16 protein-coding genes are annotated in these 17,154 nt (G+C 72.6%); 5 read left to right on the plus strand and 11 right to left on the minus strand.

Annotated elements, in window-relative coordinates:
- Positions 1–38: 38 nt before the first annotated feature.
- Together ACO0M4_RS35465 and ACO0M4_RS35470 are read left to right on the plus strand one after the other, a co-directional pair.
- Positions 39–1,667 carry an acyl-CoA synthetase gene (locus ACO0M4_RS35465; RefSeq protein ID WP_430375182.1) on the plus strand — a complete coding sequence of 543 codons (1,629 nt, stop codon included), beginning with the start codon at positions 39–41 and terminating at the stop codon, positions 1,665–1,667.
- Between the two features lie 15 nt (positions 1,668–1,682).
- Positions 1,683–1,814 carry a hypothetical protein gene (locus tag ACO0M4_RS35470; RefSeq protein ID WP_430375183.1) on the plus strand — a complete coding sequence of 44 codons (132 nt, stop codon included), beginning with the start codon at positions 1,683–1,685 and terminating at the stop codon, positions 1,812–1,814.
- On the opposite strand, the gene ACO0M4_RS35475 is transcribed toward ACO0M4_RS35470, so the two are convergent.
- Positions 1,811–2,422, minus strand: a complete 612-nt coding sequence (locus ACO0M4_RS35475) for a chorismate mutase (protein WP_430375370.1) — start codon at positions 2,420–2,422, stop codon at positions 1,811–1,813. The two genes, ACO0M4_RS35470 and ACO0M4_RS35475, sit on opposite strands and share 4 nt — an antisense overlap.
- 354 nt (positions 2,423–2,776) lie before the next feature.
- On the opposite strand from ACO0M4_RS35475, the gene ACO0M4_RS35480 reads away from it, so the two are divergent.
- Positions 2,777–3,286: a recombinase family protein gene (locus ACO0M4_RS35480; protein WP_430375184.1), complete on the plus strand. Its 510-nt coding sequence runs from the start codon at positions 2,777–2,779 to the stop codon at positions 3,284–3,286.
- A 116-nt stretch (positions 3,287–3,402) separates the two neighbouring features.
- Here the strand turns inward: ACO0M4_RS35480 and ACO0M4_RS35485 are convergent, their stop codons facing one another.
- The 3 genes from ACO0M4_RS35485 to ACO0M4_RS35495 are packed head-to-tail and all read right to left on the minus strand — an operon-like array spanning position 3,403 to position 5,441.
- Entirely contained in the window at positions 3,403–4,263 is an 861-nt protein-coding gene (locus ACO0M4_RS35485; RefSeq protein ID WP_430375185.1) for a class I SAM-dependent methyltransferase, read from the minus strand.
- A gap of 9 nt (positions 4,264–4,272) precedes the next feature.
- A complete protein-coding gene (locus tag ACO0M4_RS35490) occupies positions 4,273–4,698 on the minus strand; it encodes a Tn3 family transposase (protein WP_430375186.1) in 426 nt (141 codons plus the stop codon).
- 44 nt (positions 4,699–4,742) lie between these two features.
- Complete coding sequence (locus tag ACO0M4_RS35495) at positions 4,743–5,441, minus strand: alpha/beta fold hydrolase (protein ID WP_430375187.1); 699 nt, start codon at positions 5,439–5,441, stop codon at positions 4,743–4,745.
- A 121-nt stretch (positions 5,442–5,562) separates the two neighbouring features.
- Here ACO0M4_RS35495 and paaK point away from each other — a divergent pair, with 121 nt between their 5' ends.
- Positions 5,563–6,900: a phenylacetate--CoA ligase PaaK gene (gene paaK, locus ACO0M4_RS35500; protein WP_430375372.1), complete on the plus strand. Its 1,338-nt coding sequence runs from the start codon at positions 5,563–5,565 to the stop codon at positions 6,898–6,900.
- A 2-nt stretch (positions 6,901–6,902) separates the two neighbouring features.
- Here paaK and ACO0M4_RS35505 read toward each other — a convergent pair whose 3' ends face one another.
- The 7 genes from ACO0M4_RS35505 to ACO0M4_RS35535 all read right to left on the minus strand — a co-directional run bounded on the left by ACO0M4_RS35505 (position 6,903) and on the right by ACO0M4_RS35535 (position 15,645).
- The gene (locus tag ACO0M4_RS35505; RefSeq protein ID WP_430375188.1) at positions 6,903–7,703 is read right to left on the minus strand and encodes a VOC family protein; all 801 of its coding nucleotides are present in this window, start codon (positions 7,701–7,703) and stop codon (positions 6,903–6,905) included.
- A gap of 80 nt (positions 7,704–7,783) precedes the next feature.
- Positions 7,784–9,373 (minus strand): acyl-CoA synthetase, encoded by a 1,590-nt coding sequence (locus tag ACO0M4_RS35510; RefSeq protein WP_430375189.1) that lies wholly within the window; start codon positions 9,371–9,373, stop codon positions 7,784–7,786.
- A 54-nt stretch (positions 9,374–9,427) separates the two neighbouring features.
- On the minus strand, positions 9,428–10,450 hold the full coding sequence (locus ACO0M4_RS35515) for a tetratricopeptide repeat protein (protein ID WP_430375190.1): 1,023 nt from the start codon (positions 10,448–10,450) through the stop codon (positions 9,428–9,430).
- Complete coding sequence (locus ACO0M4_RS35520) at positions 10,440–10,991, minus strand: hypothetical protein (protein ID WP_430375191.1); 552 nt, start codon at positions 10,989–10,991, stop codon at positions 10,440–10,442. The genes ACO0M4_RS35515 and ACO0M4_RS35520 overlap by 11 nt, the downstream gene beginning before the upstream one ends.
- A 209-nt stretch (positions 10,992–11,200) precedes the next feature.
- Positions 11,201–12,751 carry an acyl-CoA synthetase gene (locus ACO0M4_RS35525; protein WP_430375192.1) on the minus strand — a complete coding sequence of 517 codons (1,551 nt, stop codon included), beginning with the start codon at positions 12,749–12,751 and terminating at the stop codon, positions 11,201–11,203.
- 44 nt (positions 12,752–12,795) lie between these two features.
- The gene (locus ACO0M4_RS35530) at positions 12,796–13,899 is read right to left on the minus strand and encodes an NAD(P)H-dependent flavin oxidoreductase (protein ID WP_430375193.1); all 1,104 of its coding nucleotides are present in this window, start codon (positions 13,897–13,899) and stop codon (positions 12,796–12,798) included.
- Positions 13,900–14,073: 174 nt separating this feature from the next.
- Positions 14,074–15,645, minus strand: a complete 1,572-nt coding sequence (locus tag ACO0M4_RS35535) for a phytoene desaturase family protein (RefSeq protein WP_430375194.1) — start codon at positions 15,643–15,645, stop codon at positions 14,074–14,076.
- A gap of 195 nt (positions 15,646–15,840) precedes the next feature.
- Between ACO0M4_RS35535 and ACO0M4_RS35540 the strand changes: the two genes are divergently transcribed.
- Positions 15,841–17,145, plus strand: a complete 1,305-nt coding sequence (locus ACO0M4_RS35540) for a glycoside hydrolase family 27 protein (RefSeq protein WP_430375195.1) — start codon at positions 15,841–15,843, stop codon at positions 17,143–17,145.
- Positions 17,146–17,154: the final 9 nt, after the last annotated feature.

Here is a 17,154-nt window from a genome sequence, read left to right on the forward strand (position 1 = left end):
TGACGGCCGAGCCGACGCCCGCCCGGTCTGGAGGAGCCATGGAGTACAACCTCGCCGACCTCTTCGAGTCGATCGTCGACACCGTTCCCGACCGCGAGGCGCTGGTGCACCTCGACCATCCGGGCACCGGCGCCGAGCGGCGACTCACCTACGCCGAGCTGGACCGCGCCGCCAACCGGCTGGCCCACCACCTCGCCGACCAGGGCATCGGCCCCGGCGACCACGTCGGACTGCACCTCTACAACGGCGTCGAGTACCTCCAGTCCGTCTACGCCTGCCTGAAGATCCGCGCCGTCCCGGTCAACGTCAACTACCGGTACGTCGAGGAGGAGTTGGTCTACCTCTACCGGGACGCCGACCTGGTGGCACTGGTCTTCGACGCGGAGTTCACCGGGCGGGTGGCCGGCGCCCTGCCGCAGGCACCGAAGCTACGGCACCTGGTACGGGTCGACGCCCCGCCCGCCGGGGTCGCCGAGCCGCGGATCGCGCCGGTACCGCTGACGGAGGCCGCGGCGGCCAGCTCCCCCGCCCGCGGATTCGGGCCACGCTCCGCCGACGACCGGATCGTCATCTACACCGGCGGGACCACCGGCATGCCCAAGGGCGTGATGTGGCGCCACGAGGACATCTTCTTCTCCGGGATGGGCGGCGGCGCACCGACCGGTGAGCCGGTCGGCCGCCCGCAGGAACTGGCCGAGCGGGTGGCGGCCGGCGGCGAGGGCCTGGTCTTCTTCCCGACGCCCCCGCTGATGCACGGCACCTCGACGCTCACCGCGTTCATCGCCTTCCACTTCGGCCAGAAGGTCGTCCTGCACAGCAAGTTCGCGCCGGAAGAGGTGCTGCGCACCATCGAGCGGGAGCGGGTCACCAGCGTCTCCCTGGTGGGCGATGCGATGTTGCGGCCGCTGGTGGATGCGCTCGGCGGCCCGCTCAAGGGGACCGACTGCTCGTCCCTGTTCAGTGTCAGCAGCTCCGGGGCGATCCTCTCCGACACGGTCCGCGCCCAGTTCAGCGCGCTGGTCCCGAACGCGCTGCTGCTGAACAACTTCGGCTCCTCGGAGTCCGGTTTCAACGGCACCGCCACCGACGACTCCGGCCCGGACAAGGGCTTCCGGCTGAACGTCAACCCGCGCATGGCGGTGGTGGATCCGGCCACGCTCCGGCCGGCGGAGGTCGGCGCGGCGGGCCGCCTCGCACTGCGCGGGCACGTCCCGCTCGGCTACTACAACGACCCGGCGAAGACCGCCGAGACCTTCTTCGAGGCGGACGGCGACCGGTGGGTGCTGCTCGGCGACATGGCGACCGTCGACGCCGACGGTGTGGTCACCGTGCTGGGGCGGGGTTCGCAGTGCATCAACTCCGGCGGGGAGAAGATCTATCCGGAGGAGGTCGAGCAGGCGCTCAAGGCGCATCCGGACGTCTACGACGCGCTGGTGGCCGGCGTCCCGGACGGCCGCTGGGGCAACCGGGTCGCCGCCGTGGTCCAACTCCGCTCGGATGCACGTCCGTTGGATCTCACGGACCTCCAGTCACACTGCCGGACGCGACTGGCCGGCTACAAGGTCCCGCGCCAGGTCGTCTTCACCGACCGCATCCAGCGGTCGCCCAGCGGCAAGGCGGACTACCGCTGGGCGAAGGCGGTGGCGACGGGCGAACGGGAGGCGTGAGCCGCGGGTGGGCGGGTGAGTGGGGTCGGCGGGATCGCCGGCGCAGCCCAGTGCGGCCCGGTGCGTCGCTCCGGCTCGCCCGGCCTGGTCGCCGCCCGCCCGGCCGCCCGCCCGCCCGCCGAGCCGCCACTGCCGTCCGCCGGCTAGCCCCCGCAGACCGAGCGCAGCGACCGGGCCAACCCCGCCGCGTGCAGCACGTCCAGATGCCGCTCCTGACCCACCCGCAGCGCGGACACCGTCAGCCACGGCACACAGCCCGGCGCCCTACGGGCCTGCGGGGACGCGGCGATGGCCCGGACCAGTTCCCCGTTGATCCGGTTGATCTCCGCGCGGACCCGGGCGAGATCCGGCCGGGTGGTGGGCGCCTGCGTCGGGTCCGCCGTCCAGCGGCGGTACAGCCCGCGCTGGACGAGCTTGTTCGCCTCGATCTGGTCCCGGAAGATCCGTACCGTCGCCTCCGGGTCGGCGCCCAGTTGGCGGGCCTGGGCCGCCACCGCGTCCAGCACCTCGCGCTCCCGGACCGGGTCGTCGATCGGGCTGCCGGTCCCCCACTTCGCCGCGGCCACCAGGTCTGCGGTGGCCAGCCGCTCGGCGGAGAACGCGGCCAGCGGCCGGAGCTGCCCGACCGGCGCGGGCGCGGCGCCGACCGACCCGGTTTGCGGCCGCTCGGGCCCGGCGGACGGCGCCGCGACGGCGCTCCCGGCCCCGGCGAACAGCACCGCCGCGGCGGTCCCGGCGAGCAGCGCACGGCGCATCGTGGTGGTCACCTGCACATCGAGCCTTTCTCGAAACCGCGGCCCGGCGCGCAGGCCGCGGGAGGGTTACGGACGCTGGGAGCTTACGGCCGGGCCCGACCCCACCGACACCCACTCCCCGGCAGGTACCGCTCAACACCGTGCCGGCGCACCGCTCCACGCCCCGCCGGGGCGCGGCTCGACCCTCCGCCGGAGCCCGCCCGACACCCCGCCGCTCGCCTCTGACGTACCGTCAAATTCGATGCTCGACCCGCCGTCGAGCCCTCACGAGGTGGGACCGGAATACGAGCGAAACGTGCCACACGCCAGCGGCCAGTACGTCATGAAGCAGTCCAGGGTCGTGAGGTTTTCAGCGTGCCGACCCCTGCCGTTTGCAAGCCGGGTTCGGTGTGGACCGAGCTGCCCCGGCCTGCGAGCGCCGGCGCCGAACCGGTCGGCATCGAACTCGCCACGCTCGCCGAGGAACTGAAGGCGAGCGACGTCGACCTGGCGTTCCTCACCGGAGAACTGAAGGGCTCACACGACCCGTCCGGCATGGTGTTCACCGTGCTCGCCGCCATGTCCGGCAGGGAACGCGAGTACGTCCGCGACCGCACCCTCGAAGGCCACGAGTCCGCCCGCAAGCGCGGCAAGACCATCGGCGGCGCGGGCGTCACCGACGAATCCATGCTGTCCACGGCCCTCCACCTGCGCGACCAAGAGATGAGCCTGCGCGACATCGCCAAGCGGCTCGTCATCACCACCGGCACGAAGAAGGGCCAACACCCCTCACCCGCCACCGTGATGCGGATGCTGCGCGAACACGACGAACAGGCCGCAACGCCAGAGAACGCGCAAGGAGTCGCGAGCCGCGAAAGCTACTGATGGGTCACTTGTTCCCTGGTCTCCGGGCTGGGACTTCGGGGCCGGCCTAGCGGACGGCAGGGACGCACAGCCGAAGGCCGGCGCCCGCCACACGCGGGGGCCGGCCTTCGTCGTGCTCAGTGCGCCGCGCGGACCGCCGAGACCAGTCCGCCGGCGCCCTCGTCCTGCTGCGGCGGGGTGAGCACCGGACGCCCGTATGCCTCGGCGCGCTCACGCAGGGTGAAGGTCTCCGCCTCCCAGCCGAGGCCGTCCAGCCAGCCGACCGGGTCCTCCGGCATCTCCCAGACCCACATCGACGCTGCCGATCCCGGAGCGGCGTCCCCGCGGAAGCGTTCGACCACACCGCGCGAGCCCAGTGTCAGGCCCATCCTGCTGCCTGCAGCGGACAGCGCGCCGACCCGTTCGAGCAGCAACTGCACCGCGTCCTCGGGCAGATAGATCAGCAGTCCCTCGGCGATCCACACCGTCGGCTGCGCCGGATCGTGCCCGGCCGCGGCCAGGGCGCCGGGCCAGTCCTCGCGCAGGTCGACCGAGACGGTGATCCGCTCGCAGCGCGGAACGGCCCGCTCCTGACGCAGCACCGCGGCCTTGAAGCCCAGCGGTTCGGCCGTGTCGACCTCGAACAGCCGGGTCCCCGCAGGCCAGTCCATCCGGAAGGCCCTGCTGTCCATCCCGGCTCCGAGCAGCACGACCTGCCGGACGCCGGACGCGACCGCCCGGTCCAGCAGGTCGTCCAGGAACTTCGTCCGGATGACGATCGAGAAGGCCACACCGAGCCAGCGGCGCCGCGCCGCCTCGTCCGCGCGCGGGGGCGGCGGCGTCCCGGCGCCTCTCCCGCCGGCCGTGGCGAAGGCCAGCGCCAGCGGGTCCCGGAACAGCGGCTGCTCGCGTGCCGTCTCCATCGCCCTCACCCGGGCCACGCCCACGGCTGTGGCCCACACCCCGGACGGCTCGACCCGTCCCGCCGCATCAGTCATGCGTTCAGCCTAGCCAGGCCGCCGGGGCGTCACACCGGCGCGGTGGGAAACGGCGCTCCGGGGGCCAGGTCCAACCTGGTGGCGACGACGTCCTTGGGCGGGGTGAGGTCCAAGTGCCAGTCGTCGAAGCGGCGTTATGGTGCGCGTGATCAGCGGGCTGACGGTGGCCAGGTCGTCGGGGTCCACGAGCTGGCCCTCGGCGACGAGGGTGTTGGCCGCATCGGTAATGTCCAGCGCGGTGGAGTAGATCGCACAGTTGGCGATCAGCTCGTTGAATGTGACGACTCGCTCCTGGTAGTCCGGGTCGTTGTGGCCGATCAGCCGTCCGCCGATCATCAGACGCGTAGCGGAGCCGTGGAACGCCTCCGCGCGGTTGGTGATCGCGGTGATCTGGACACGCAGCTCGGGCTCGGACAGGTATCGAAGAAGCGTCAAAACAAGGACGTGGCACCTTTCGCTCGTATTCCGGCCCCACCCCCTCACCGACTTCCGGCCAGGAACGACGTCACCGCCGCCAGGTACTCCCCCGGGCGTTCCTCGTGAACGAGGTGGCCGGCGTCCCCGATGGTGACCAGGCGGGCGGTGGGGATGGCCTCGGTCAGCTCGGCGAGGTGCTGCTGGGGGATGTGGCTGGTGGGACCGCCGGCGATGACGAGGGTGGGGGCGGTGATCGCGGGCAGCGCCTCGCGCCAGTGCGGAGCGGGGGCGTTCCGCTCGGCCACGACGGCGATCTTGGCCTGCCAGTCGAAGGCAGCGGGACCGGGCGGCGGGGGCGGGACCTGCTGCGGCGGGTCGGCGGGGACCGGCGGGGCGGGCTCCTCCACGATCAGCTGGGAGACCAGGTCCGGGCGGTGGGCGGCCAGTAGTAGGGCGGCGGTGGCGCCCAGCGAGTGGCCGATGAGCGTGACGGGGCCGAGGTCGAGCGACTGGACGAAGCCGATCGCATCGTCGCGCCAGCGCTCGAAGCCGTACTCCCCCGGCCAGTCGCTGCGGCCGTGACCGCGCTGGTCGAGGGCGAAGACCCGGTGCGTGACGGCCAGTCGGCCGGCCACGCCGCGCCAGTCCTCACCGTCCTCCCCGAGGCTGTGCAGCAGTACCGCCGGCGGCGCGTCCGCCTCGCCCCAGACGCGGTATGCCAACCGGACGTCATCAACCTGCACCTTCTGCACGTCACCCATGCGCCCGACGTTACTCGTGGGCCGTCCGCGGCACGCCCCTTGACGTGTTCGCCGCGCGCTGATTACTTGGAGCCGCACGCAGCTACCGAATGATCGGTAGGGAGACGAGGCGGTGAGATCCATGCCGGAAGTGGCGACGGACAGCGGGACGATCGGCGGGGCCTGCGGGGCCGACTGGTGCGACGACGCGGAGCGGCTCTCGGCAGACGCCCTGCACACACTCCAAGTCACCCGGCTGCGCGCCGCGTTGCAACACGCCTACGAACACGTCCCCTTCTACCGGGAGGCGTTCGACGGGGCAGGCGTGCGGCCCGAGGACTGCCGCTCGATGGCGGACCTGGCCCGCTTCCCCTTCACGGCGAAGGACGATCTGCGGGCGCACTACCCGTTCGGGATGTTCGCCGTGCCCAAGGAGCGGGTGCGGCGCCTGCACGCCTCCAGCGGCACCACCGGGCGGCCCACGGTCGTCGGCTACACCGAGCGGGACCTCTCGAACTGGGCGGACCTGGTGGCCCGGTCGATCCGCGCGGCGGGCGGCCGGCCCGGGCACACCGTCCACATCGCCTACGGTTACGGGCTGTTCACCGGCGGGCTCGGCGCGCACTACGGCGCGGAGCGGCTCGGTTGTACGGTCGTCCCGGCGTCCGGCGGGATGACCAGCCGTCAGGTGCAGCTGATCCAGGACTTCCGTCCCGAGATCATCATGGTGACCCCGTCGTACATGCTCACCCTGCTCGACGAGTTCGAGCGGCAGGGCGTCGATCCCCGCTCGACCTCGCTGAAGATCGGCATCTTCGGCGCCGAACCCTGGACACAGGAGATGCGCCGGGAGATCGAGGAGCGGTTCGCCATCGACGCCGTGGACATCTACGGCCTGTCGGAGGTGATGGGCCCGGGCGTGGCGCAGGAGTGCGTGGAGACCAAGGACGGGCTGCACATCTGGGAGGACCACTTCTATCCGGAGGTGGTCGACCCGATCACCGGGGAGGTGCTGCCGGACGGTGCGCACGGCGAACTGGTCCTCACCTCCCTCACCAAGGAGGCCATGCCGGTCATCCGCTACCGCACCCGGGACCTGACCCGGCTGCTGCCCGGCACCGCCCGCCCGGCCTTCCGCCGGATGGAGAAGATCACCGGGCGCAGCGACGACCTGATCATCCTGCGCGGGGTCAATCTCTTCCCGGCGCAGATCGAGGAGATCGTGCTGCGCACCCCTGGGGTCGCCCCCCACTTCCAGCTGCGGCTGACCCGCGAGGGACGGCTGGACCAGCTGACCGTCCGCGCCGAGGCCCGGCCGGACGCCACGGCGGACGACCGGACGGCCGCCGTCGACCGGATCGCCCGCGGCGTCAAGGACGGCATCGGGGTCACCGTCGGCGTCGAGATCGTCGATCCGGAGACCCTGGAGCGCTCGGTCGGGAAGTTCAAGCGCATCGTGGACGCCCGCCGGGACGGGTGACGTCAGGTCATCGACGGGTCCCCCTTGATCAGCGCGAAAGGAGCACCGGCCGGGTCCGTCACCATGGCCAACCGGCCGACGCCGGGGGTGTCCATCGGCGGGATGAGGGTGGTGGCGCCGTGCTCAAGGGCGGCGTTGTACGTGGCGTCGCAGTCGGTGACGCCGAAGTACGGGTGCCACTCGGAGGTCGAGCCGGCGTCCAGGTTGTCCTGCTGGAGCTGCAGGATGCCGCCGTGCGCGGTGTCCTCGCCCTGACCGGCGCCGGGGGCGGAGGCGATGCTGTAGACCAGGTCGCCACCCATCGGCATGTCCTGGTAGCCCCACGAGAACACCGTGCGGTAGAACTCCCTGGCCGCGGCGGCGTCGGTGGTGTAGAGCTCCGTCCAACACAGGGTGTTCGGCTCCATGACGGCGTCCAGGCCGTTGACGTCGCCCGGCTGCCAGACGGCGAAGTCGGCGCCGGTCGGGTCGGTGAGCATGGCCAGCCGGCCGGCGGTGAAGACGTCCATCGGGGCGACCCGGACCCGGCCGCCGGCCTCCTCCACCGCCTTGCAGGTGGCGTCCGCGTCCGCGGTGTGGAAGTACGCGGTCCAGGCCGAGCCGGCACCCTCCTCCGTCAGCGGGCCGACCGCGCCCACCGTCTTGCCGTCGAGCTGGAAGAAGCCGTAGCCACCGCTCTCGGGGCCGGCCGACTGGAAGGTCCAGCCGAGGACCGCGGCATAGAAAGCAGCGGCGGCGTCGACGTCGGGGGCGCCGAGGTCGAGCCAGTTGGGCGCGCCCGGGACGTAGTGGGTCGTCAGCATGAGGGAGCTCCGATCACACGGTGGTCAATGGCGATTCCCAGCATGGCAGGGGGCACTGACAGTCGCCGTCCGCGCGCCGCTCAGCGGGTGCCGAACCGCTCGCGCAGCGCACGCTTGAGGACCTTGCCGCTGGCGTTGCGGGGCAGCGCGTCCACGAACACCACCCGCTTGGGCACCTTGAACGGCGCCAACCGCTCCCGCGCCGCGGCGATCAGCTCCGCCTCCCCCACCACGCCGTGCCCGTCCGCGTCGTCCGCCCGGCCCGCCTCGCCCGCGCCGTCGGCGCGCCGGACCACCACCGCGGTCACCGCCTCGATCCACCGCTCGTCCGGCAACCCGATGACCGCGACCTCGGCGACCTGCGGATGCGCGTAGAGCACGTCCTCCACCTGGCGCGAGGCGACCAGGACACCACCGGAGTTGATGACGTCCTTGACCCGGTCCACCACCGTGAAGTAGCCGGCCGCGTCCCGGACGGCCAGGTCGCCGGAGTGGAACCAGCCGTCCCGGAACGCCTCCGCGGTCTCCTCCGGCTTGTCCCAGTACCCGGCGCACAGCTGCGGCGAGCGGTAGACGACCTCGCCCCGGGTGCCGTCCGGCACCTCCCGGCCGTCCTCGTCCACCACCCGTGCCTCGACGAACAGCACCGGGCGCCCGCAGGAGTCCATCCGGCCGGCGTGCTCGTCCGGGCCCAGGACGGTGGCCAGCGGGCCGATCTCGCTCTGTCCGAAGCAGTTGTAGAAGGCCAGCCGCGGCAGCCGGGCGCGGAGCCGTTCCAGTACGGGCACCGGCATGATCGAGGCGCCGTAGTACGCCTTGCGCAGCCCGGTCAGGTCCCGGTCGCCGAAGCCGGGGTGGTTGGCGAGCGCGATCCAGACCGTGGGCGGGGCGAACAGGCTGTCCGCCCGGCCCGCTTCCACCAGCGCAAAGATCCGCTCCGGATCGGGTCCGTCCACGATGGTGTTCTCCGCCCCGACCGCCAGATAGGGCAGCAGGAAGACGTGCAGCTGCGCGGAGTGGTAGAGCGGCAGCGAGTGGACCGGATGGTCGCTCTCCTTCAGGTCGAGGGCGACGATCGCGCTGGTGTACTCGTGCACCAGGGCCCGGTGGGTCATCATCGCGCCCTTGGGGAGGGCGGTGGTCCCGGAGGTGTAGAGCAACTGGACGAGGGTGTCGTCGGACGCCTCGGGAAGTGCGCCGGCACCGGTCGGATCCCCGGGTTCCGCCGGCTGCTGCGCCAGCCGCTCCAGCAGCCCGTCCGGCGCGCCGTGCAGCGGCACCGCCCGTACCGTGTCCGGCAGCCGGGACGCCAGGGCGAGGTCGGTGAGCACCAGGGCGCTGCCGGACTGCGTCAGGATGTAGTGCAGTTCCTCGCCGGTCAGGCCGTGGTTGACCGGTACGTGCACCAGGCCGGCGCGGGCGCAGGCCAGGAATCCGATCAGGTAGGCGTCGGAGTTGTGCCCGTAGGACGCCACCCGGTCGCCGGGGCTCAGGCCCTCGGCCAGCAGTACCCGCGCGGCGGCGGTCACCGCGTCGTCCAGTGCGCGGTAGCTCCAGCTCCGTCCGGCGTACCGGACCGCCGTCCGCTCCGGTACCCGGCGCGCGCTGCGCCGCAGGACCCCGTCGACCGTGTTGCGCCGCGCGCCCGTTGCATCCGTGGCATCCGTCATGCGGCGATCCTGGGGCGTGTCCGGGAGCCGGTCAAGGCACCGGACCCGGGCGGGTCAGGGCAGGTCGCCGGCGGGTGCCGCGCCGGGCGGCAGCGCGGTCAGGCGGTCCGTCAGGCTCCGGGTGGTGGCGTCGTCCGCCCCCAGGATCCGCACGCAGTCCTCGATGACGCGCTCGTACACGGCCCGGGTCTGCCGCGCGTCCCGCTCGGCGGACTCCTCCCACCCGGCCAGGAACGAGGCGACGTTCTTCTTCACCCGAGCCTCGCCGGACGCGTCCCCGAGGTCCCGGAATCCCGCCAGGGCCTGCCAGGACACCTCCAGCGCCGCGTCGATGCGGCCGGCCTGGGCCAGCGCCGCGGCGAGGTTGGTGAGGGTACGGGCCCGGCCGTGGCGGTTGCCCGCCGCCTCGAACCGTGCGACGGCCTGCTCGTAGGCGCGGACGGCGTCCGCCAGCAGCCCCGCCGCCAGGAGGGAACTGCCGAGGTTGGACAGCACCGCGCCCTGCCGCGGGTGGTCCACGGGCAGGTCCGTGCTGGCCTGCCGGCCCAGGTCGATGGCCTCCGTCAGATCGCCCTCGTAGCCGTCGCGTTCGTAGCGGATGCGCAGGGCGCTGCTGAGGCTGGCGAGCGCCGCGGAGCGCTGGGGCAGACCGGGCGGGATACGGACCGCCGCCTCGCGGCCGACGACGATCGCTTCGTCGAGGTCGTCCCAGTTGCCGGTGTATTCGGCCCGGGCGTGCAGGGCGCCGATCAGGTTCGGGATGGTGGCGCTCAGCTCGGGGTGGCTGCCCTCCGGGAGGTGGGCGGTGTGTGCCGTCTGCGCTTCCCGGAAGCAGTGGATGGCGGCGTCGAGGTCGGCCAGGGAGGAGGTGAGTTGGAACCGGACCATGCGGATCAGGCCCAGGTTGGACAGGATGGTGATGCGCAGCGGTCCCGGAGGGGTGGCGGTGAGGACCTTGTCCAGGGTGGCGATCGCGTCGTCCGTCTCCTCCAGCCCCTGGTGCAGCCGGCGCGGGGATTCCAAGATTTCCGCGGCCCGCAGTGCGGTCGCCGGATCGATCCCGTGGTCAGTGCTCATCGTCCCGCCTCCCGTCTTCGGTGTGCCGCTGGTCGAGCACCGCGGTGATCCAGATGCGGGCCAGCCCCTCATCGTAGAACTCGATCGTCTCCGTGCCCCGTTGCACCCGGATGACGACCCGGGGGTCCCGCTGCGGCGGTAGGCCGGGCGGGGGCGGCACGGCGCCGGGGTCGGCCGGCGGGTGGACGTGCACACCGCCGTTGATTGCCCCGGCCTGCACCGTGGGGCCGAGGAGGGCGTGGCCCTCGACGACGTTGTCGCTGGTCCCGACCGTCGGAGCGGTTCCGCCGGTGCCGTCCGGGGTGTTCGACGGCGGCCGGGTGGTGCGGTACCACAGCAGTTCCCACCACTGGGCGGAGCGCGGCAGGTGGGCGCCGTCGCTGGCCTGTCGGGCGAAGCCGTCCAACAGCTCGACGAAGACCAGCAGGACCGCGCACGAGGCGGGTGCCGCACCGTCGTGGAACCAGCCGTGGACGGTCGACGGGGTCGGCCACTGGCTGACCGGCAGCCGCACCTGGGACAGCTCGACGAGCTTGTCCACGGCCGGACTTCCGGCCCCCCGGTACAGCTGCCGCAGCTCACCCCCGAGGTCTTCTGCCCCTTGCTCCACCTGTTCGACTTCCCCCTGAGGACCGTGCGTGCGCTCCGATGAGATTCCTCGGCACGAGCCGCGTTAGGGGTCCAGGCTAGCCGTTGCGGCCGGGGCCGTTCCCGTTGCCTTAGGGGTGCGGCGTCCGGTGCGGCGGTGGGTCACACGGCGCGCTCCCGGCCCTCCCAATACGGGTCGCGGAGCCGCCGCTTGTAGAGCTTGCCGTTGGGGTCGCGGGGCAGGGCGGTGGTGAAGTCGACGGAGCGGGGGCGTTTGTAGGCGGCCAGTTGGCGGGCGCAGTGGTCGAGGATCTCGGTGGCCAGTTCCGGTCCGGCCCGGTGGCCGTCGGCGGGCTCGATGACGGCCTTGACCTCCTCGCCCCAGTCGTCGTGCGGGATGCCGAAGGCGGCGGCGTCGGCGACGGCCGGGTGGGCGAGGAGCACCGACTCGATCTCGGCGGGGTAGATGTTGACCCCACCGGAGATGATCATGTCGATCTTGCGGTCGCGGAGGAAGAGGTAGCCGTCCTCGTCGAGGTAGCCGAGGTCGCCGACGGTGAAGAAGTCGCCGATGCGGTTCTTCCGGGTCTTGTCCGCGTCCTTGTGGTAGGCGAAGCCGCCGGTGGTCATCTTCATGTAGACGGTGCCGAGTTGGCCGGCCGGCAGGCGGTTGCCGTCGTCGTCGAAGACCGCGAGTTCGCTGATCGGCCAGGCCCGGCCGACCGTGCCGGGCTTCTTCAGCCAGTCCTCGGCGGTGGCGAAGGCGCCGCCGCCCTCGCTGGCCGCGTAGTACTCCTCGACGCAGCCGCCCCACCAGTCGATCATGGCGCGTTTGACGTGGTCGGGGCAGGGTGCGGCGCCGTGAATGGCGTGCCGCATCGACGCGACGTCGTAGCCGCTCCGGACGTCCTCGGGGAGGGCGAGGAGGCGGTGGAACTGGGTGGGGACCATGTGGGTGTGGGTGCACCGGTGCCGCTCCATCAGGCGCAGCATCTCCTGTGGGGTCCACTTGTCCATCAGGACGACGCGGTGGCCGATGTGCAGGGAGGCGCCGGCGAATTGCAGGACGGCGGTGTGGTAGAGCGGCGAGCAGACCAGGTGGACGTTGTCGTCGAACGGCCGGATGCCGAAGATGCCGAGGAAGCCGCCGAGGTGGGTCTCCTCGGGGGGTTTACCGGGCAGCGGGCGGCGGATGCCGCGGGGGCGGCCGGTGGTGCCGGAGGTGTAGTTCATCACCCAGCCCAGGGTCCGGTCGGCGGGCGCGGACTCCGGCTGGTCGTCGAGGAGTTGGGGGTAGGGGCGGAAGCCGGCGACGGTGCCGACGGCGTAGCGCGCCTCGGCCGCCAGGCCCGCCCCGTCGGCTGCCTGCCGGGCCGCGTCACCGAACCGCTCGTGGGCGATCAGCACCTTGGCGCCGGAGTCGGCGACGATCCAGGCGATCTCCGGGCCGACCAGGTGGTGGTTGACCGGGACGAGGTAGAAGCCTGCCTGGGAGGCGGCGAGGTAGGCGGTGAAGAACTCCACGCCGTTGGGGAGGACCACGGCGAAGGCGTCGCCGCGTTCCAGTCCGGCCGCGCGCAGCCCGTGGACCAGCCGGTTGGTGGCGGCGTGCAGCCGGCCGGCGGTCCACTCCTCGCCGTCCGGCGCGATCAGGACCGTCCGGCCGGGGTCGGCGGTGGCCTGGGCCCAGAAGCCGTTGGGGGTGTCGGTCATGGTCGTGTCCTCCTCAGGCGGTGGCACATCGGCGGGTCGGCGGGTCAGGCGCGGCCGGCGATGCGGTTGATGCGGTCGATGGCGCGCTCGAAGCCGCGGGTGAGGTCGTCGAAGACGGCCTGGACGCTGCGTTCGCTGGTCATCCGGCCGACGATCTGGCCGACCGGGGTGCCGAGCAGCGGCTCGACCTCGTGCCGTTGGATGCGGGAGTTGGCTTCGGCGACCAGCAGGCCCTGGAGCGGCATCGGGAGGGTGCCGGGGCCGCTGGGGTCGTCCCAGGCGTCGGTCCAGGCGGTGCGCAGTTGGCGGGCGGGTTTGCCGGTCAGGGCGCGGGAGCGGACGGTGTCGCCGGGGCCGGCGGCGAGGAGTTTCGCGGTCAGCCGCCGGGAGTGCAGGTCGGCCTCCTCGGTGGTGAGCCAGATCGAGCCGAGCCAGACGCCCTGGGCGCCCAGGGCGAGTCCGGCGGCGATCTGCTCGCCGGTGCCGATCCCGCCGGCGGCGAGCACCGGCAACGGGTCGACGGCGGCGACCACTTCCGGGGTGAGCACCATGGTGGCGATCTCCCCGGTGTGGCCGCCGGCCTCGTACCCCTGGGCCACCACGACGTCGATACCGGCGGCCTTGTGGTGCAGTGCGTGGCGCGGGCTGCCGGCCAGCGCGGCGACCCGGATGCCGTGGTCGTGGGCGCGGGCGACGACGTCGGGGGGCGGGGAGCCGAGGGCGTTGGCGAGCAGCTTGATCGGGTAGTCGAAGGCCACGTCGAGCTGGGTGCGGGCGACCTGTTCCATCCAGCCGGTGATCCGCCAGCCGGACGCCTCGCCGGGGGCGAGCGGCGGCACGTCGTACTTGCCCAAGAGCGCCTCGACGTACCGGCGGTGCTCGTCGGGGATCATCGCCTCGACGTCGGCCTCGCTGACGCCCTCCACCTTCGTGGCGGGCATGACGACGTCGAGGCCGTAGGGCAGCCCGTCGGTGTGCCGCTGCATCCAGTCGAGGTCCCGGGCCAGTTCGGCGGGCGCGGTGTAGCGGACCGCGCCGAGCACCCCGAAGCCGCCGGCCCGGGTGATGGCCGCGGCGACCGCGGGAAAGGGCGTGAACCCGAAGACGGCGTGCTCGACTCCCAGCGCGTTGCTCAGCTCCGTCTGCATGGGCGCAGGATGCCGCAGCGTGCCGCACGAGGGAAGAGATTTTCTGATGCTACGTCAGAAACTCGCCGCCGGAGGCCGAGTGTCGGGTGCCGGGTGTCGGGTGCCGGGTGTCGGGTGCCGGGTGAGCAGACCGCGAACAGGGCCTCGCTCCCCACCGCCCACCGCGCTCACCCCTCACCCCTCCCCCAGTACCGCCATCGCCGCGTTGTGGCCGGGGATGCCGCTCACCCCGCCGCCGCGGAGCGCGCCCGCGCCGCACAGCAGGACGTTGGCGTGGCCGGTGGCGACGCCCCAGCGGGCGGCGGTGGTGGTGAGGGCGTCCGCGTCGTCGACGTAGGGGAAGGCCAGCTCGCGGTGGAAGATGTTGCCGCCCGGGAGCCCCAGTTCACGGTCGAGGTCGAGGGGGGTGCGGGCCTCGACGCAGGGGCGGCCGTCGGCGTCCCGGGCCAGGCAGTCGGCGAGCGGTTCGGCGAGGTGGGCGTCCAGCTGGGCGAGGGTGGCGGCCAGCAGGCGGTCGCGGGTGGCTGGTCTCTCGGCGGTGTCGGCGGCGAACAGCCGGGCGGGCGTGTGCAGTCCGAAGAGGGTGAGGGTGTGGTAGCCCCGGCGGACGAGGTCGGGGCCGAGGATGGAGGGGTCAGTCAGGGAGTGGCAGTAGATCTCCGACGGGGGCGCGGCGGGCAGCCGGCCGGCCGCGGCCTCCCGGTGGGCGGTCTCCAACTGGGCGTATCCCTCGGCGATGTGGAAGGTGCCGGAGAACGCCTCGCGCGGGTCGGTGCGCGGGTCGCGGAGCCGGGGTAGCCGGGTGAGCAGCATGTTCACCTTGAGCTGGGCGCCTTCGGCGGGCGGCGGGGCGGGCTCGCCGAGCAGCCGGGCCAGTTCGCGGGGCGCGGCGTTGACCAGGACGTGGCGGGCGCCGATCGTGCCGCGTCCTTCGGTGGTGACCTCCGCGGTGCGGCCGTCGGTGGCGAGGGCGGTGACCGGGCAGCCGGTGACGAGTTCGGCGCCGGCCCGGCGGGCGGCGTCGGCGAGCGCGTCGGTGAGGGCGCCCATACCGCCGAGGGGGACGTCCCAGTCGCCGGTGCCGCCGCCGATCACGTGGTAGAGGAAGCAGCAATTCTGACGGAGCGTCGGGTCGTGGGCGGTGGCGAAGGTGCCGATCAGCCCGTCGGTGAGGACCACGCCGCGCACCAGGTCGTCGCGGAAGGTCGCCTCGATCACTTCGCCCAGGGGGCGTTCGAAGAGGGCGTGCCAGGTGGCGTCGTCGGCGATCCGGGCGCGGAGCGCGGCGCGGGTGGGGAGCGGTTCGGTGAGGGTGGGGAAGACCTTCTCGGCGAGCCTGCGGGTGGTGCCGTAGAAGTCCTCCCAGGCGGCGTACTCCCGGTCCGATCCGGTCAGTTGCGCGAAGGAGGCGCGGGTGCGGGCCTCGCCGCCGCCGACCAGCAGGCCGGTCGGGTGGCCGTCGCGCACGGCGGGGGTGTACGAGGAGACGGTGCGCTTGCGGACCGCGAAGCGGAGCCCGAGGTCCCGGACGATCTTCGGGGGCAGCAGGCTGACGAGGTAGGAGTAGCGGGACAGTCGGGCGTCGACCCCGGTGAACGCGCGGGTGGAGACGGCCGCGCCGCCGGTGTGGTCCAACCTCTCCAGCACCAGCACGCTCCGTCCGGCGCGGGCGAGATAGGCGGCGGCCACCAGGCCGTTGTGGCCGCCACCGACGATGACGACGTCGTACGAAGTCCGTTCCGGCATGCCCCTTGAGTAGCACGGGGGGCCGGTGGTCGCCAGATGGGAAACGCGCGGCGGCAGCGGAATGAATCGTTTGTTCCGGACGGTGCGTCTTCTTGACCAGTCGTCAGGCTGCTTCTAGCGTCCGGCCGTGCGCGCCCTGGAACCGCCCCGTCGGCCGTTCTTCCCGGCCGACCCACCTACCACGTGAGGTGACTCGTGTCCCATCCGTCGGTATCCCGCATCGGCCGCACCCTCGCCGGACTCACCGCCGTCACCGCCTGTTCGGCGGGACTGCTCTCGGCCACCGCTCCCGCCTCCGCCACCCCCTCCCGCGCCCCCGGCGCCCGGTACGACTCCGGGTACCCGAACCTGGCGCCGACGCCCCCGATGGGCTGGAACAACTGGTCGTACTACCAGTGCGGCGGCCTCAACGAGCAGGTCGTCCTGGACAACGCCCGGGCGCTGGTCCGCAGCGGGCTGGCGCACAAGGGCTACCGCACCGTCACCATCGACGACTGCTGGATGACCAAACAGCGCGGCCCCAAGGGCGAGCTGGTCGTCGACCCGGCGAAGTTCCCGCACGGTATGGCCCACGTCGGGCAGGAACTCCACAAGATGGGCCTGAAGTTCGGCATCTACGAGGACGTCGGCACGCTGACCTGCGGGAAGTACCCGGGCAGCCTCGGCCACTTCGAGCAGGACGCCAAGCTCTTCGCGAGCTGGGGGGTGGACTACCTCAAGGCGGACGGCTGCAACGTCCCGGTGCCCAAGGGGCAGAGCAAGGAGCAGGCGTACCACGACCTGTACGCGCAGCAGAGCCGGGCGCTGCGGGCGACCGGGCGACCCATCACCTTCTCGATCTCCGCGCCCGCCTACTTCCAGTTCGCCGGCGACGCGGTCTGGCACCGGGTCATCAAGTGGTCCGCGGAGCTGGGCAACCTGTGGCGCGGCGGGGCGGACATCGCGGTGCAGCAGAGCACCCCGGCCGCGAAGTGGGCGTCCATCGCCGGAAACTTCCGCTACAACGCCAACCTCGCCGAACTCCAGCGCCCCGGACGCTGGAACGACCCCGACTTCCTGCTGGTCGGCGACTCCGGTCTGCGCCGGGACGAGATGCAGAGCCAGATGTCGCTGTGGTCGGTGATGGCCGCCCCGCTGATCTCCAGCACGGACCTCGGCAAGCTGTCCCCGGAGGCGCTGGCGATCCTGGGGAACCGCGAGGTGATCGCGGTCAACCAGGACCCGCTGGGCGTCCAGGGCCACATCGTGCAGCAGGACGGGGACGCGGCGGTGCTGTCCAAGCCGCTGCGCAACGGCGACCGGGCGATCGCGCTGTTCAACGGAGGCAGCACCACCCGGACGCTGTCGATCACGGCGGGCGCGGCCGGGCTGCCGGCGGCCCACTCCTACCGGCTGCGTGACCTGGTCACCGGACGGAACGGGCGGACCGCCCGGACCCTGATCGCCCGGAACGTCCCGCCGCACGCCACGGTGCTCTACCGGGTCCGACCGGAACGCTGATCCGCCGTC

It is taken from the genome of Streptomyces sp. RGM 3693 (genome assembly GCF_050471125.1).
In the GTDB taxonomy this organism is placed as follows: domain Bacteria; phylum Actinomycetota; class Actinomycetes; order Streptomycetales; family Streptomycetaceae; genus Streptomyces.

Excerpts from the sequence above, each read along its gene's own strand:
- ACO0M4_RS35510 (WP_430375189.1), bottom strand. The coding sequence starts at position 9,373 with ATGACGGATGCCACGGATGCAACGGGCGCGCGGCGCAACACGGTCGAC.
- ACO0M4_RS35475 (WP_430375370.1), bottom strand. The coding sequence starts at position 2,422 with ATGCGCCGTGCGCTGCTCGCCGGGACCGCCGCGGCGGTGCTGTTCGCC.
- paaK (WP_430375372.1), top strand. The coding sequence starts at position 5,563 with ATGCCGGAAGTGGCGACGGACAGCGGGACGATCGGCGGGGCCTGCGGG.
- ACO0M4_RS35505 (WP_430375188.1), bottom strand. The coding sequence starts at position 7,703 with ATGCTGACGACCCACTACGTCCCGGGCGCGCCCAACTGGCTCGACCTC.
- ACO0M4_RS35465 (WP_430375182.1), top strand. The coding sequence starts at position 39 with ATGGAGTACAACCTCGCCGACCTCTTCGAGTCGATCGTCGACACCGTT.
- ACO0M4_RS35485 (WP_430375185.1), bottom strand. The coding sequence starts at position 4,263 with ATGACTGATGCGGCGGGACGGGTCGAGCCGTCCGGGGTGTGGGCCACA.
- ACO0M4_RS35535 (WP_430375194.1), bottom strand. The coding sequence starts at position 15,645 with ATGCCGGAACGGACTTCGTACGACGTCGTCATCGTCGGTGGCGGCCAC.
- ACO0M4_RS35515 (WP_430375190.1), bottom strand. The coding sequence starts at position 10,450 with ATGAGCACTGACCACGGGATCGATCCGGCGACCGCACTGCGGGCCGCG.
- ACO0M4_RS35495 (WP_430375187.1), bottom strand. The coding sequence starts at position 5,441 with ATGGGTGACGTGCAGAAGGTGCAGGTTGATGACGTCCGGTTGGCATAC.
- ACO0M4_RS35530 (WP_430375193.1), bottom strand. The coding sequence starts at position 13,899 with ATGCAGACGGAGCTGAGCAACGCGCTGGGAGTCGAGCACGCCGTCTTC.
- ACO0M4_RS35525 (WP_430375192.1), bottom strand. The coding sequence starts at position 12,751 with ATGACCGACACCCCCAACGGCTTCTGGGCCCAGGCCACCGCCGACCCC.